Annotated in this window: 16 protein-coding genes and 1 other annotated feature; of the genes, 3 read left to right on the top strand and 13 right to left on the bottom strand. The window is 43.7% G+C overall.

All coding sequences use genetic code 11. The features are described from left to right. Positions 1–11: 11 nt before the first annotated feature. Positions 12–2,006 (bottom strand): methionine--tRNA ligase, encoded by a 1,995-nt coding sequence (metG, locus tag DFR60_RS15620; RefSeq protein WP_110323715.1) that lies wholly within the window; start codon positions 2,004–2,006, stop codon positions 12–14. A 138-nt stretch (positions 2,007–2,144) separates the two neighbouring features. Further along, positions 2,145–2,408 (bottom strand) — a binding site (T-box leader). Positions 2,409–2,581: 173 nt separating this feature from the next. Here metG and DFR60_RS15615 point away from each other — a divergent pair. After that, complete coding sequence (locus DFR60_RS15615; protein ID WP_110323714.1) at positions 2,582–4,402, top strand: DUF885 domain-containing protein; 1,821 nt, start codon at positions 2,582–2,584, stop codon at positions 4,400–4,402. Positions 4,403–4,672: 270 nt separating this feature from the next. Here the strand turns inward: DFR60_RS15615 and DFR60_RS15610 are convergent, their stop codons facing one another. The 3 genes from DFR60_RS15610 to DFR60_RS15600 all read right to left on the bottom strand — a co-directional run bounded on the left by DFR60_RS15610 (position 4,673) and on the right by DFR60_RS15600 (position 6,319). After that, complete coding sequence (locus DFR60_RS15610; RefSeq protein WP_110323713.1) at positions 4,673–5,206, bottom strand: GerMN domain-containing protein; 534 nt, start codon at positions 5,204–5,206, stop codon at positions 4,673–4,675. A gap of 19 nt (positions 5,207–5,225) precedes the next feature. Continuing rightward, a complete protein-coding gene (locus tag DFR60_RS15605) occupies positions 5,226–5,684 on the bottom strand; it encodes a MarR family winged helix-turn-helix transcriptional regulator (protein ID WP_110323712.1) in 459 nt (152 codons plus the stop codon). 107 nt (positions 5,685–5,791) lie between these two features. Further along, on the bottom strand, positions 5,792–6,319 hold the full coding sequence (locus DFR60_RS15600; RefSeq protein WP_110323711.1) for a spore maturation protein: 528 nt from the start codon (positions 6,317–6,319) through the stop codon (positions 5,792–5,794). A gap of 195 nt (positions 6,320–6,514) precedes the next feature. Between DFR60_RS15600 and DFR60_RS15595 the strand changes: the two genes are divergently transcribed. Further along, on the top strand, positions 6,515–6,880 hold the full coding sequence (locus DFR60_RS15595) for an arsenate reductase family protein (RefSeq protein WP_110323710.1): 366 nt from the start codon (positions 6,515–6,517) through the stop codon (positions 6,878–6,880). 89 nt (positions 6,881–6,969) lie between these two features. Here DFR60_RS15595 and DFR60_RS15590 read toward each other — a convergent pair whose 3' ends face one another. Together DFR60_RS15590 and DFR60_RS15585 are read right to left on the bottom strand one after the other, a co-directional pair. Beyond that, a complete protein-coding gene (locus tag DFR60_RS15590) occupies positions 6,970–7,491 on the bottom strand; it encodes a hypothetical protein (RefSeq protein WP_110323709.1) in 522 nt (173 codons plus the stop codon). Between the two features lie 12 nt (positions 7,492–7,503). Beyond that, complete coding sequence (locus tag DFR60_RS15585; RefSeq protein WP_243005085.1) at positions 7,504–8,319, bottom strand: glucosamine-6-phosphate deaminase; 816 nt, start codon at positions 8,317–8,319, stop codon at positions 7,504–7,506. Between the two features lie 111 nt (positions 8,320–8,430). Between DFR60_RS15585 and murG the strand changes: the two genes are divergently transcribed. Next, positions 8,431–9,498 (top strand): undecaprenyldiphospho-muramoylpentapeptide beta-N-acetylglucosaminyltransferase, encoded by a 1,068-nt coding sequence (murG, locus tag DFR60_RS15580; RefSeq protein ID WP_110323708.1) that lies wholly within the window; start codon positions 8,431–8,433, stop codon positions 9,496–9,498. Between the two features lie 14 nt (positions 9,499–9,512). On the opposite strand, the gene DFR60_RS15575 is transcribed toward murG, so the two are convergent. From DFR60_RS15575 to DFR60_RS15545, 7 genes are read right to left on the bottom strand one after another with little or no spacing between them, the layout of a single operon-like run. Next, on the bottom strand, positions 9,513–10,055 hold the full coding sequence (locus DFR60_RS15575; RefSeq protein WP_025532466.1) for an RNA polymerase sigma factor: 543 nt from the start codon (positions 10,053–10,055) through the stop codon (positions 9,513–9,515). A gap of 18 nt (positions 10,056–10,073) precedes the next feature. Next, a complete protein-coding gene (locus DFR60_RS15570) occupies positions 10,074–10,490 on the bottom strand; it encodes an HIT family protein (RefSeq protein ID WP_110323707.1) in 417 nt (138 codons plus the stop codon). Positions 10,491–10,509: 19 nt separating this feature from the next. After that, positions 10,510–11,130 carry a rhomboid family intramembrane serine protease gene (locus DFR60_RS15565; RefSeq protein ID WP_110323706.1) on the bottom strand — a complete coding sequence of 207 codons (621 nt, stop codon included), beginning with the start codon at positions 11,128–11,130 and terminating at the stop codon, positions 10,510–10,512. 47 nt (positions 11,131–11,177) lie between these two features. After that, positions 11,178–12,617 (bottom strand): DUF6382 domain-containing protein, encoded by a 1,440-nt coding sequence (locus tag DFR60_RS15560; protein WP_110323705.1) that lies wholly within the window; start codon positions 12,615–12,617, stop codon positions 11,178–11,180. A 1-nt stretch (position 12,618) separates the two neighbouring features. Continuing rightward, a complete protein-coding gene (locus DFR60_RS15555) occupies positions 12,619–13,008 on the bottom strand; it encodes a hypothetical protein (RefSeq protein ID WP_110323704.1) in 390 nt (129 codons plus the stop codon). Next, the gene (locus DFR60_RS15550; RefSeq protein WP_110323703.1) at positions 13,005–13,442 is read right to left on the bottom strand and encodes a prepilin peptidase; all 438 of its coding nucleotides are present in this window, start codon (positions 13,440–13,442) and stop codon (positions 13,005–13,007) included. Before DFR60_RS15550 ends, DFR60_RS15555 begins: the two co-directional genes overlap by 4 nt. Positions 13,443–13,469: 27 nt before the next feature. After that, positions 13,470–14,435 carry a TadE family protein gene (locus tag DFR60_RS15545; RefSeq protein ID WP_110323702.1) on the bottom strand — a complete coding sequence of 322 codons (966 nt, stop codon included), beginning with the start codon at positions 14,433–14,435 and terminating at the stop codon, positions 13,470–13,472. Between the last annotated feature and the right edge of the window lie 9 nt (positions 14,436–14,444).

The following is a 14,444-nucleotide window of genomic DNA, read 5'->3' as shown; positions in this document are numbered from 1 at the left end:
ATTCTACTCTATTAACAGATTTCTGCTCCCGCAGGCATCGTTTTTTCCGGTACCATAAGGGATAAATTGCCTTCCGCGTCCTCTGCGCACAGAAGCATGCCCTCAGACAGCACTCCCGCCAGCTTCGCAGGCTTTAAGTTTACGACTACCATAACCTTCTTGCCTACCATCTCTTCCGGAGTATAGTGCGCTTTAATTCCGCTCACAATCTGCTTTACCTGGCTTCCGATACGGACCTGGGAACAAAGAAGCTTCTTCGACTTTGCCACTGCCTCGCAAGCGATTATTTCACCTACCTGAAACTGCAGCTTCGCAAAATCATCATAGGTAATCTCCTGCTTTGCCTCAATATCGATAACCTCAGGTGCGTCTGTTCCCGTCTCTTCACCAGCGCCTTCCTGTTCAGTTCCGGCAGCCGAGGCTGCCTGCATGGCCTCTACTTTCTCCAATACCTCTTTGATATCCATACGGGCAAAGAGGATTTCCGGTTTATCCGTCACATGATTTCCAGATGGGTAAAGTCCAAACTGATCCATCTGCTCCAGACTGCGTTTCTCAGTATGAAGCTGCTCCAGAATCTTTGCGGAAGTATCCGGCATAAAGGATTCCAGCAGAGATGCTCCAATGGTAATGGCCTCTGTCAGATTATAGAGCACGGTCTCTAAACGGCCCTTTTTCGCCTCATCTTTCGCCAGAACCCAGGGTGTCGTCTCATCAATATATTTATTGCTTCTCCTGAATATGTTAAAGATTTCCGTAATGGCATCCGCCACACGAAGCTTCTCCATCTTTTCGCGGGCCTTTTTTACTTCGTCCAGTACGACTGCCTTTAAATCGTCGTCAACCGCCTCCGTATCGCCTGCATTGTTGACTACGCCGCCAAAGTATTTATTGGACATGGAAATTGTACGGTTGACCAGATTTCCAAGGATATTAGCCAGATCAGAATTCATGCGCTCTACCATCAGCTCCCAGGAGATCACGCCATCATTGTCAAATGGCATCTCATGAAGAACAAAGTACCTTACGGCATCCACGCCGAAGAAATCTACCAGAGTGTCTGCATAGAGGACATTTCCTTTGGATTTACTCATCTTGCCGTCACCCTGAAGCAGCCACGGATGGCCAAATACCTGCTTCGGAAGCGGCAGGTCAAGAGCCATTAAGAAGATCGGCCAGTAAATAGTGTGGAAGCGAATGATATCCTTTCCAATCAGATGAAGGTCTGCTGGCCAGAGTTTCGCAAACTGCGCACTGCTGTTTCCATCACATTCATATCCAATTCCAGTGATATAGTTAGTCAGCGCATCAAGCCATACATAGGTTACGTGTTTCGGATCGAAGGTCACCGGAATTCCCCAGCTAAATGTCGTTCTGGATACACAAAGATCCTGAAGTCCTGGAAGGAGGAAATTGTTCATCATCTCGTTCTTCCTGGATACTGGCTGAATAAACTCCGGATGCTCATTAATATGATTAATCAGGCGGTCTGCGTACTTACTCATACGGAAGAAATACGCCTCTTCCTTCGCCGGCTTAACTTCACGGCCACAGTCCGGACATTTGCCGTCAACCAACTGGGATTCCGTAAAAAAAGATTCACACGGAGTACAGTAAAGTCCCTCATAATAGCCTTTATAAATATCCCCCTGATCATACAGCTTTTTAAAAATTTTCTGTACCTGGGCCTCATGATCCTTATCCGTTGTACGAATAAATTTATCATAGGAAGTGTTCATCAGATCCCAGATCGTCTTGATCTGCCCCGCGGCCTGATCTACGAATTCCTGTGGTGTTACGCCTGATGCCTCGGCCTTTTCCTCTATCTTCTGACCGTGCTCATCTGTTCCTGTCTGGAAAAATACATCATACCCTTCGGCTCTCTTAAACCGGGCAATCGCATCCGCAAGCACTGCCTCATACGTATTACCAATGTGCGGTTTTCCCGACGCATAGGCAATGGCAGTGGTAATATAATATGGTTCTTTCTTACAATCTTTACACATTGTTTTTCCCTCCTGTACGTTTTATAACTAACTGCATTTCATTACTGAAAAGAATAAAGAGTCCGGCAAGCGTTTTTGTTTCATAGGACCTGTTTTTCTGTGAAATAAAAAACCGCCTGTAAATATCCTTTCAGGACACTTAAAGACGGAATATTTCCCGTGTTACCACTTTAATTTATCCGTCTCTCACGACACGGACCTCTTCGGCTGCGCTCCCGTCTGAAACGGTAATTACAGTCTGACACGATAACGGGTGTAACCGTCAAAGCTTAAAGGCGGTAACCGCCACTTCGGCTCTGCTGCTCCAAGACCATGTTGGGAAGGACCTCAAGCTCCCTTTTCAGCTACCGGGAGTCTCTGCACATGAAGCGCTCTTCTTACTCTTCTTTTCTCTGCATTCCTATATAAACTGGATTTGTAACTCTTAGTGTAATAGTTTCCATCCGGTTTGTCAAGCGGGAAACTGGTTCGAAATCCCGATAAAACTGAAAAACACGTTGTTTTTCGTCAAACTTCCACTCATGAGTTCTCTTTTTCTCCATATAATTATAATAGTGAATATTGGAGGAATAATTATGACAAACAAACACGTAAAACAGGCCCGCCGTCTGCTGGCCATTCTTCTCTCGGCCTCCATGCTGGCGGCCTGCGCGGGACCAAAGACACCTGCACCGTCTGAAACGTCTTCCGCCCAGTACGAACAGTACAAATCGGAAAATGTGAGCGTCCAGAATCAATTTGACGCCCTCACTCAGACCATTTTCAAAGAAGAACTTAAGAATTCAGGCCTGGATCTTCATTACACGCTGGCTGATCCTGCTTCACGCGGCATCACAGAAGTTCCTGATACTTTTGGAGAATTTTCTCTGGGCAACATGAAGAAAAACTACGGTGAAATGCAGGATTTGAAAAAAGCGCTTGGCTCCATCGATATAAAGAAGCTGACTAAGGAACAGAAACTCACCTACAAGATTCTCTCCTCTTATCTTGAGACGGAATTATCTTCGGAAGGCTTGGAACTCTATGCACAGCCCTTAACCAGCACGATCGGCATTCAGGCACAGCTCCCCATCCTTTTGGCCGAATACACCTTTTACAGTAAAAAGGACGTCGATCACTACCTGGCCCTGCTGTCCACAATTGATACATATTATGGACAGATTCTGGAATTTGAAAAAGAAAAATCAGAGGCAGGACTTTTCATGTGTGACACCGCCGCCGACCACGTTCTTCAGTCCTGTGAGGCCTACTTAATTCAACCGGACCACAGTTTCCTGGCAGAGACTTTTAACGAACGGGTTGATGCTCTTACCGATGCATCACCGGAAGAAAAGGCTGCATATAAAGAGCAAAACCTTGCGGTATTAAAAGAACATTTTATCCCCGCCTATAAGAACCTCATTGACGGGATCACTTCGCTGATGGGAACAGGGACTAATGAAAAAGGATTGAGTGAATTTCCACAGGGAAAGCAATATTTTGAATATCTTGTAAAATCCAACACGGCCACCTCCTATGACAGCGTTGTAAAGCTTCAGAAGGCAATTGAGAAACAGTTAAATTCTGATCTAAAGGCATTGGGAGAAATCGTGCAGACTCATCCCGAGCTGGTCGATGCCCTGGATACCTATGCATTCCAGTATACAAAGCCAGATGAAATTCTGGAGACCTTAAAAGGACAGATTTCCAAAGATTTCCCCGCGCTTCCCAAATGCAGCTATAAGGTCAAATACGTTCCAAAAGCGCTGGAGGGTTCCTTAAGTCCTGCATTTTACCTTGTGCCTCCGCTGGACCGTTACCAGGATAACGTCATTTACATTAACGGCGGCACCAGGTTTCAGAATGAAGATTTATTTCCGACACTGGCTCATGAAGGCTATCCAGGCCATCTATATCAAAATGTTTACTTTATCAGCAATAACACCTGCGATCTTCGGAAGATCCTGTCCTTCTCCAGTTATTCAGAAGGCTGGGCCACCTATGTAGAGTATTATTCCTACACGCTTGACAATGGACTCGATCCGAACATGGGGCAGCTTCTTGCCCACAATGCCGCCATCTCTCTCGGTCTGTATGCACTGCTCGATATCTGCATTAATTACGATGGCTGGGACAAAGGACAGGTAAAAGAATATCTGGGTAAATTTTATAATATCGGTGACAGTGATGTCGCAGATACCATCTATTACAGCCTGGTGGAGAATCCTACCAACTATATGGAGTATTACGTGGGATACATGGAAATTATGGAAATGAGAAATACAGCGGAAAAGATTTTAAAAGATCAGTTTGATTTAAAAGCATTCCACACCTTCCTCCTCGACATCGGTCCGGCTCAGTTCAGCATTATACAGCCATATTTCCGGTTGTGGCTGGCGGAGCAGATGGATCAGTAGGATCAGGAAACGAGTTTAATGAGTATTTATTTGGCCACTTATCCAACTCTATTTATTGAACATTTGACCAACTGACGATTCCTTCGATCATGTATTTTCTAATTTCTTATTATAATTTATTCAGTACATAATTTGTACTGAATAAAGGTGTCGCTTAATCACATATACTTAGTGATTAAGCGGCACCTTTATCTATCTGCCATAATTACTATTTTATAATTTCACACATGACCAGTATCTTCGATATGATAATAATTATTGCAGGCCTCTTTACAGCTTTTTATAATCTCTGTTATATTCCAGGTAATCATTATCACCATGCTCAATGTGTCCGCTGGAATAATTCTTTCCATCCACAAGAAGTTTCAGCTTGTCCAGTTCAAAATTTTCTGTAAATGTATTCCCAATAGCTGTCAGCATTAATAATTCCCCTGATGTGCCGCTGGATGGTACTTTTGAAAGATCAAGGGTACCGATGCCATCTTTTGTGTCAAACTCAAGGACCTCAGTCCCTTCTTCTAAAACACCATATTCAATCAGCTTATCAACCAGCGACTGCGCTGTCAGTTCATCTACTGCGTCCATCGCCTGATTTAATCCTGTCGCATCTTCGTTAGAACTGTATACAGATATGATCTCCATCGGTTCCACGTTCGGGTCCGGTACTTTATCGCTGGCCCCGCCGGTCGATGCCTCAACCATAGGCTCTGTTGCTGATTCTGACTGTTTTACGGGAGTTGGTGTACATGCCGCCAAAGATAATACCAGCATAGCTCCTACAAAACACATGATGAATTTTTTCATGATTAATTATAGCCTCCTTCTAGTTCTCCTCAAGGCTCCGAAACCAGGTATTTAACTTGGTCAGAGCTTTAATCAAAGCTTCTACTTCATCTCCGCTCAGCTGACCGATAACGTCATCGATCATATCCTTATGGAATCTGGCATGATGCTCGTAAGCAGCTCTTCCTTTTTCTGAAAGAAATATATAAACAACGCGGCGGTCCTCTTTTCCTCTCTGACGAGTCACATAGCCTTTCTTAACCAGACTGTTCATCGCAATCGTCAGTGTCCCGACTGTCACAGAAAGCTCTTTTGCTATAGTTGACATATTCTTCGGTTCTTCGATCCCAATGGCTTCTATGACATGCATATCATTATTCGTCAAGTCCTTAAACTCAGACGTAATAATGGCCTGTTGTTCTATGTCCATAATATCGCGAAACAATCTTACCAATACTTCGTTAAGAGTCCCGTAAGTATCCACGTCTATCCCTTTCATACGTTCCTGCCAATAAAAGCTTCCTCATGATTATACATGATAATGAATCCTAAGGCAACCACCTGAATTCTTATGAAATTCTTAAAAAACTGTTTAATTACTGGATTTTATGCCAAAAATCGGCTTAAAATAATGCTGGCCGCCACTCCTGCCGCTGTAGCCAGCAAAGCACCACCCATAGTATACCTTGTTTTTTTGATTTTCACAGTGCCAAAATAGATACTGAGGCAGTAAAACACAGTCTCTGTACAGCTCATTAAAATTGAGGTCAGCATGCCAACATAGGAATCTGTACCGTATTCCTTAAAAATATCAAGCACAAGTCCTGTCGCTGCGGAGTTTGATACCAAACGCACCAAAATCACAGGTACCACCGGTGCCGGAAGACAAAGCCAGCTTGCAGGATTCTTCAAAAGTTCCCCCAGAAAATCCAAAAAGCCCGAAGCGCGCAGTACTCCCACTGCAGTCATCAATCCAATCAGCGTTGGCATAATCCCTGCAACAGTTTTCATCCCATCTTTTGCACCATTGATAAAATCATCAAAAACCGGACGTTTCGAAAGAATTCCAAATCCAACAATATAAAAAAGAATCAGCGGAACCATTGCCTCCGATAAAAATAAAATAAAGCTCATTGAAACTCCTCAATTCTGTCTATTACTACATTCTATTCAAAAATCCCCTTTTCATTCAGGGCAATACAGGATAAAATAGAGTCAATGGCAGTTGTACCAAAAGTAACGCGCTCAATCGCCAGAATGGGCTATTACCCTATGCGAAAGTTCCAATAAATATATGAAAAATATGATAAAAAGAAAGGAATATCCAATATGAGCATATTATTTTTACAGTATCCCCCATGCAGCACCTGCAAACGCGCCCAAAAATGGCTGGATGACCATGGAATCTCCTATGAAGCCCGACATATCAAAGAGCAGAACCCCACCGCAACAGAACTGGAAACCTGGTACAAGAAAAGCGGGCTCCCTCTGAAAAAGTTTTTTAACACAAGTGGAAATCTTTACAAAGAACAGAATTTAAAAGATCGTTTACCAGAAATGACTGAGGCTGAACAGTTAGAATTGTTGGCTACAGATGGCATGCTTGTAAAACGGCCAATTGTTGTGGGGGACGATTTTGTTTTGGTTGGGTTTAAGGAAGTGGAGTGGGAAGATAAGCTAAATATGTCATTATAATTATTTATAGAATTATGAATAGGAAAAGGTGTGTAAAAAACTTTAGCTTTTTTGCACACCTTTTAATTCATTTAATTAGGTTAATGCTACTATTCTACATTATCTGTTATTAATATACCATCCGTTTCACTTGTTAGCATCTCACGGTTCCCATTTAATATTACTAAATGCGCTCCGCGCAATTTGTAATAGCAATCTACCGGTTGCCCTTCTATATCAAAAGCTATTGATTTAATTGTTAGATCATCATCCGGATTATCCTCTTTAGTATATGTAAATTTATAGTTAGCTACAGTTGCCCATCGCTTTTCACTAGCAATCCAACGATCCAAATAAACACCAAATATAGTCTCATCTACTTCTTGATGAGTTAAGGTTTGTATATATACACCTATATTACCTTTTCCTTTATTAGATATTTGCAAAATACCAGTTGAAATTATACTTCCTCTGGGTTGTATAGCTGAAAATCGTGATACTTTATTATTTATAGTTGTAACATACGGAGAACCACTTAAAATTTGTTCTACATTACCCTGAGCATACGTTGATGTAGCAACTGATGCTACCATTAATAGTGCTAATAATATACTTAATAACCTTTTTTTCATGATTTTCTTCTCCTAAAATCTTAATTCACTTACTATATTTTCAAATTCATCTTTTTCCATGATTCCATATAGATAGTAGTAAGCTCCATTGATTTCTAAGTAAGTACTATACTCGATCCGATCATTGGGCAATTCATTTTTTTCTATTACTATTGTCTTATCCAACCATAAATTATAAATTTCATTGCTTTTATCTCTATCTGATACTACATTATTTGAAGATGCAACATTATTTTTAGCTTGAACAAAACAAAATAAACGATCTTTGAAAGTAAATTTCATTGTTGCTATACCTTCTTTTATTTCTAAATGATCATACTTCATCTCTATAGGAATTACGGATATTTTTAATGCCTTAATGCCTAAACTATTTTCTATTTCTTTATATACTTCTTCTATCCCCTCATTTTTTTGTATTACATACTGGTCATTATTCCAAACTATATTACTCTTTCCTGCTGCCGTCTCTCTAACCCTATAATCATAAGCCTTCTTCGCCGATGTCCCCACAGAAGTCCCACCAATTATCAAAACCACTAACAGCGCAACAAACGCAGGCCTATGCATATATCTTCCTGCGTTGGTCAGACTGTTTTTTAGTTTTACCTGCCTTTTAACAGCAGGTTTGATTCCTCTTTTATCCATCTCAGCCAATATTTTCTGAAATTCACCGGGCGGTGCTTCAAGTAGATCAGAATCTGGTGCTATTTCCGGGTGCTCCTGCATAAAATCAAGCAACCGTGCATCCATTCTTACTTGTCGTGTTAAAAAATATTTTATTCGCTTGAAAACAGAACATTTTTTTCCATGATTCCTATCTTGGTCCACGCACACACCTCATAATTACAGGTTATCCTGAAGTTCCCACACGCTTTGGGGTTGACATTTTGTTGCTAACGTTTACTATAATAGTATATCGATATTGGGAGGCAACGTCTTATGAAAAAAATCATTTTAACCGGCGGCGGGACCGCCGGACATGTTACCCCGAACCTTGCTCTGATTCCATCTCTGAAAGAACATGGCTATGAGATCCGTTACATTGGATCCTATCAGGGAATCGAACGGAAACTCATCGAAGGAGTGGGTATTCCCTATGATGGTATCTCCTCCGGTAAACTCCGCAGATATTTTGACATCAAAAATTTCTCCGACCCATTCCGCGTTGTGAAAGGCTATGGCGAGGCCCTGAAGCTGATAAAACTCCACCGGCCTGATGTCGTCTTCTCCAAAGGCGGTTTTGTTGCCGTTCCCGTTGTTCTTGCGGCAAAGCATTATAAAATTCCGGTTATTATCCATGAATCCGATATGACCCCCGGACTGGCTAATAAAATCTGTATTCCATCAGCGGCAAAAGTCTGCTGTAATTTCCCAGAAACTCTGGGATACCTTCCAAAAGAAAAGGCATGCCTTACCGGTTCACCGATACGCAAAGAACTGTTGCAGGGCGATCGGCTTACCGGGCTTAAATATACCGGTTTGTCTGCCAACCGCCCTATCATTCTTATTATCGGCGGTAGTCTCGGTTCTGTTACCGTTAACCGCTCTGTACGCCATATACTTTCAAAACTGCTTGAGACCTTCCAGGTAATACATATCTGCGGCAAGGGCAATCTGGATGAAAGTCTGAAAACCACCGAAGGATATGTACAGTACGAGTACGTTGACGCACCTTTGAAACATTTATTCGCTGCAGCGGATCTAATGATATCAAGAGCAGGTGCCAATTCTATCTGTGAAATTCTGGCACTCCATAAGCCTAATATCCTGATTCCACTTTCTGCTGCTGCCAGCCGCGGTGACCAGATCCTAAATGCGCGGTCATTCGAAAAACAGGGCTTCAGCTGCGTCCTGGAAGAAGAAAATCTATCTGACGATTCCCTGTTCCAGGCCATTACCCAAACATATAATGACCGTCAAACCTATATCAGCCGCATGGAACAAAGTGAATTGCATAATGCCGTCGATACAATCGTGGATATGATCGAATCTCTGGCTTCAAACTAAACATTATTAAATTTTTAAATATCGTATTTGGGTCCGAGAATCTTTTTCAGACACATTCTTGTCCTGTAAATCCGGGAGCGGCATACCGTTCCCGGTATCTCCAGCATTTCACAGATCTCCGGTATGGTTCTCTGTTCAAGGAAATACAGAACAGCCATCTCTTTCCATTCCTGTCTCATATTGGCGATTTCCGTGGTAATTCTCTGTATTGCTTCCTCACTGATAATAATATCAATGGGATCCGTTACCACGTACGTGGTCAGCATCTCAATACATCTAACTGAATTCTCCTCATCAAGACTGACCTTTTCATAGCGTCCATTCTTTCTGAGGCAGTCAATCGCTTTTCCTTTCAGGATTTTCACCAGCATCGCTTTCTTGCGTGTTGGAGACCATGTTAATGAATACTTCCTAAAATAAGCTATGAAAGTTTCCTGGACAACATCTTCAAGTTCCATATTGGGAACATTCAGCGCTCTCGCAATTCGGCGGAGCGTTCCCTGATACTCTTCGTAAATCGACTGTAACAGCATATCTTCATCTTGTTGCATGCTCATCTCCTATGCCCCCTTTGATTACAGGGTGCTCCTTATGGCAGCTCCTGTTTCTGTTAATTCTTCCGGGCTCACCTCTCCCGGTACCCACGAAACCATAACAGGCCCTTTCTCATAACGAGGAATAATGTGCACATGAAAATGAAATACAGTCTGTCCTGCTTCCACCCCGTTATTCTGGACTACGTTAAACCCGGCGCAATTCAAAGATTTTTTCATCGCCGTTCCTATCTTTGCTGCCAGTGGAAGGACCTTGGCCGCAACATCCTCATCCAACTCGCAGATGTCGCTGTAATGCTGCTTTGGAAGAATCAAAGCATGTCCTTTTGATGCCGGGCCCAAATCCAGAATTACACGGAACGTCTCGTCTTCGTAAATGGTTTCTGACGGTATCTCGCCATTAGCAATTTTGCAGAAAATACAATTGTCATCCCTCACACTCTCACCTCCTTCCATTTTATCCCCATATCTCGGTATTGCGTTTTTTCCTGGGCCTGCGATATAAAAGGATCCCCATTACAATGCCTATTAATAAACCTGCAATATGCGCGGCATTATCAACACCTGTGCTGGTAAAGCCAAAATACAGGGAACATACAATCATCACAACCAGCTGTCTGGTACTCAAGTCTTCCAACCGGCCACGATTTATGATGACGGCGTATAAAAGTCCGCCTATCACACCAAATATAGCTCCCGAAGCGCCGGCTGATACGACGTTTCGGTACTCCCCTAAATTAACGGCCATGGATACGATATTCGCCCCCACTCCGCAGATCAGGTAGAAAAACAGATATTTTATATGACCCAGGGCTCTTTCCAGATTATCACCCAGGATAAAAAGAATCAACATATTGTTCATAATATGGCTGATTCCAAAGTGCATAAATACAGAGGTAATCAACCGGTAATATTCACCTTTTTCTATTACCAGCGGCGCATACATGGCGCCGTGCGCCACCATGAATGATGTATTCTCCGAAGAACCTGTCGCCTCCAGAAAAAGGAAGTACAGCACGTTTAACGCGATAAGGCCGGTATTTACATATGCTTTTTTTCGTCCGTACAAATCTTCCATTGTGCTCTCCTTATAATCATACGACCATTCTAGCACAATTTGCCGCTTTATGTAAATATAAATCCAATATTTGCAATATAAACTTCTTCTCCAGGCAAAAGTACCGCGGTTTCGTTCATCTCCAGCAGCCTTCCGCCTACCGTAGTTCCGTTTGTCGAATTTAAATCCGTAATCCTGTATTCCTCCCCCTCTCTGTCTATTCTCGCATGGAGACGGCTGACTGTATCACGGGATAATACATAGTCTGCCAGTCCTTCCTGTTTACCAATAATAAACGGAACGTAGGAAATGATAATGTCGGGGATTCCCGGTTCTGTACTGCGGAGGCATCTGGAATTTAAAGGCCGTTCCTGTTCAGTCAAAAGGGCCGTAGTACACTCCTCATTCTTAAAATTTACCTCATGATTACCTGCAACTGGAATATCATGACTGTTCTCAGGTTCTTCCTGAAACACCATCTGCCACTCATGGCGACTTTCTTCCTCATCATATCTGTTTTTGTCCTCTCGTTCAACAAAATCTCCTTCTTTCTGATCTCCCTCCAGTAATTTTGGAATGACGATACGCACAAATAAAAAAATCGCTGTCAGCACATCCAGTGCCACCAGAAGCGGCCAGTATTGTTTTATACCTCTTTCTCCATATAAAAACCAGCAAAAAACAGGTCCGCCTGCAGCAATAACGGCAAAGGTTAAAATATTGCGGACCAGAGCTCTCCTTTCCACCAGACTTTCTTCTCTCTTTTTACTGCCCTCCTGTAATATAGTTTTGTTCTCAAACACCTTTTTTTCGCGCTCTTTCCACTCCGGTTGTCTTCGCACCGCTTTTTTATTCCTGCTCACCGGTCGTATCAGCTCCGCCTCTCCATCGGTTTCCATCGCATCCGCCTGCCAGTCATTATCTTTCATCTCCGGCTCTTTCCCCCACTCGTTTCTCATGTCATCAGACTTGTCCCGGCCTGTCAGCCTCAGAAGATCCCCCATTCCATAGTTCTCCTTTAAGCTCTCCTGATAAAGTCCGTATGCCATTACTACACACTCCTTATCCTGATGATTCACCTTTCCCAGAAGGTATTGCAGAAGAGCCGTCATCTCTTCCGGAAATATCCCCTGACGTCCTGGAATGAGACAGAGATACATTGTAAAATTTTCTGGCTCCACATAGATATAATCCGGCTCTAACAAAATCTGGCCTTCCTGCAGCAAATACGTCTCCATCCGCTCCAGAGTCCTGACGATCCCCGTAATCAGGCATCGGAGCTCCTCTGCCCCCAGGCTCTGGTATTCCAGAAGCCGCGTCAGAGGCTGTCTTGATGTGATCTCATAGTAGTAAGATCTTATGTTATCCACCTGCTTCACATGAAATTTCAAAAGTCCATCGATACAGTTGGAGGCCATCATCCGTATCTCATAGCTGTCGTAGAAAGTTTCTTCCGGGATAATAATCAGATAATTATGCTTCAGTTCTCTTTTATATGTAATTTCCATTTCATTCCTCCTGGTTTAAAAGACTGCACATCCGAAGAAAATTCTCCGGATCATATTCATTCTGGCGGATTAGAAGGGACCAGGTTCCCCCTTTTCCAGAGGCGCTGACGCTCCGCCCCATCAGTGCCGTTCTTTTTTCCTCTATGATGAATTTATAGCCGCTCCAGGAGAATGGTCTTCCTGCCAGGCGTTCTGCATAGGCTGCCGCCGCCTCCTCCGTAATCTCCTCTCCATGACGTAAATACTCTGAGGCTCCCTGCAGTGCCATCGCTCCCACTGTCTCATCCCGCAGCCTGTATGCTGCCTGAACAGAAAACAAAACTGCCCACAGGACAAGCGCCATAACAAAGGCTGCCTCTATGGTATAACTTCCTGCCAGTCTTTTTTTCATGAAATCACCATCCAGATCCACCCGGGAATGAGGAACGGTAAAAATGGCACCGTCATTCTGTGTATATTTATTCCATGTTTTTTCCCATACAAAAATAGAAACAGGCAAAATATACCGCCCCATAGTATTCCGTATAAAAGCAGCCGCACATTATCATAAAAGCTTAAGTAAAGCCCACTGACCACGAAAAACAAGCCATCGCCAATTCCGATCGCACCTGCGGTCAGCCAGCCTGCTGCCAAAAGCACCACCCCCACCAGCCCCCCGCTCAGGGCCTGTAAAACAGGCTCCCCACCAGTCAGCCTGATGGCACCTGCAACTGCCCCATAGCCCAGATACAGCCATACACTTACACTTTTATTCCGCAAATCCTGCCAGGCCGCAGCCGCTAAAAATGTCATAAATATTATATGTACCCATCTTATATCTTCCATTGAGTCTCCTCCTTTCCCGGTCCCTCTCTATTTCGCGCAATAAGAACATGGCCCCAGATATTCCACCTCCGACAACGGCACCGCACGCACATAAGCGACAATAGAGGAACAATTCCTGTCGCCATGATAGCTCTCCCCGCTTGGCATGATATATACAGAACTTCCCGGTCCCGCAAGGCCGCCGCATCTGGCACATGATTTATACTTCCTTCCATCAGAATTTCTCACAGTTCCTACATCTGCAAAAGAGATTACGCTGATATAATTGTAAAGATAGTGGCAATTCCTGTTTCTATGGTACCGGGTACTGCTCTTGCCGATATAGACCAGTTCATCTTCCATATCCTGTCCGGTATCTCCATTCCTCTTTCCGCCGTCTCTGCCGATCCATGCTCTTCTGCAGCTTCTGGCCGTCATTGGCACACTCTTCATGCGAAACACGGGAAATGGAAGAACCATCTGGTAGCTGAGAATTAAGTCTATGGTTTCTCCGTCCTCCAGAATCCGGGAGCCGGTCAGGGAAAACTGACCGGCCTTCTCCGTTTGAATCCGGCTTCTTATCCTTCCTTCCGCATATAAGCGAAAGCCTGTCCTCGTCATATCCTCAATGAGTTCCTCCGGAATTCCGCTTTTCTTATAGACTTCGCTTTCCAGCGTGGAATCGGACAGCACCCCCGCATACTGGCTGATTTCCGCGCACACCTGTTCCAGCTCCGTCTGTATTTTTCTGCTCTCATTCATCAGTACCATCGGAATCATCAGCATCATCATGGCAAACAGGAACAGCGGCAGTGCCAGCGCGGCTTCTACCGTAATGCTGCCGCACACACGAAGCCGATCTCCCAGCTGCCGGTACCAGACATGCCGGGGGGAGGCGAAAGATAATACCCTCTTTACAGGGAGGCCGTAAATCTCAAGGGGGATTCGTACCTGGAGAGTAACTGATCTTTTTTTATTAAAATCCTTTGATAAGGGCCGCTGAAAAAAGGGCATTATCCATCG

It is taken from the genome of Hungatella effluvii, from assembly GCF_003201875.1.
GTDB lineage: Bacteria > Bacillota > Clostridia > Lachnospirales > Lachnospiraceae > Hungatella > Hungatella effluvii.
This window is presented reverse-complemented; position numbering and strand designations above follow the sequence as displayed.

Excerpts from the sequence above, each read along its gene's own strand:
- DFR60_RS15575 (WP_025532466.1), bottom strand. The coding sequence starts at position 10,055 with ATGAGCATGCAACAAGATGAAGATATGCTGTTACAGTCGATTTACGAA.
- metG (WP_110323715.1), bottom strand. The coding sequence starts at position 2,006 with ATGTGTAAAGATTGTAAGAAAGAACCATATTATATTACCACTGCCATT.
- DFR60_RS15595 (WP_110323710.1), top strand. The coding sequence starts at position 6,515 with ATGAGCATATTATTTTTACAGTATCCCCCATGCAGCACCTGCAAACGC.
- DFR60_RS15615 (WP_110323714.1), top strand. The coding sequence starts at position 2,582 with ATGACAAACAAACACGTAAAACAGGCCCGCCGTCTGCTGGCCATTCTT.
- DFR60_RS15560 (WP_110323705.1), bottom strand. The coding sequence starts at position 12,617 with ATGGAAATTACATATAAAAGAGAACTGAAGCATAATTATCTGATTATT.
- DFR60_RS15610 (WP_110323713.1), bottom strand. The coding sequence starts at position 5,206 with ATGAAAAAATTCATCATGTGTTTTGTAGGAGCTATGCTGGTATTATCT.
- DFR60_RS15545 (WP_110323702.1), bottom strand. The coding sequence starts at position 14,435 with ATGCCCTTTTTTCAGCGGCCCTTATCAAAGGATTTTAATAAAAAAAGA.
- DFR60_RS15605 (WP_110323712.1), bottom strand. The coding sequence starts at position 5,684 with ATGAAAGGGATAGACGTGGATACTTACGGGACTCTTAACGAAGTATTG.
- murG (WP_110323708.1), top strand. The coding sequence starts at position 8,431 with ATGAAAAAAATCATTTTAACCGGCGGCGGGACCGCCGGACATGTTACC.
- DFR60_RS15565 (WP_110323706.1), bottom strand. The coding sequence starts at position 11,130 with ATGGAAGATTTGTACGGACGAAAAAAAGCATATGTAAATACCGGCCTT.
- DFR60_RS15555 (WP_110323704.1), bottom strand. The coding sequence starts at position 13,008 with ATGAAAAAAAGACTGGCAGGAAGTTATACCATAGAGGCAGCCTTTGTT.
- DFR60_RS15590 (WP_110323709.1), bottom strand. The coding sequence starts at position 7,491 with ATGAAAAAAAGGTTATTAAGTATATTATTAGCACTATTAATGGTAGCA.
- DFR60_RS15550 (WP_110323703.1), bottom strand. The coding sequence starts at position 13,442 with ATGGAAGATATAAGATGGGTACATATAATATTTATGACATTTTTAGCG.
- DFR60_RS15600 (WP_110323711.1), bottom strand. The coding sequence starts at position 6,319 with ATGAGCTTTATTTTATTTTTATCGGAGGCAATGGTTCCGCTGATTCTT.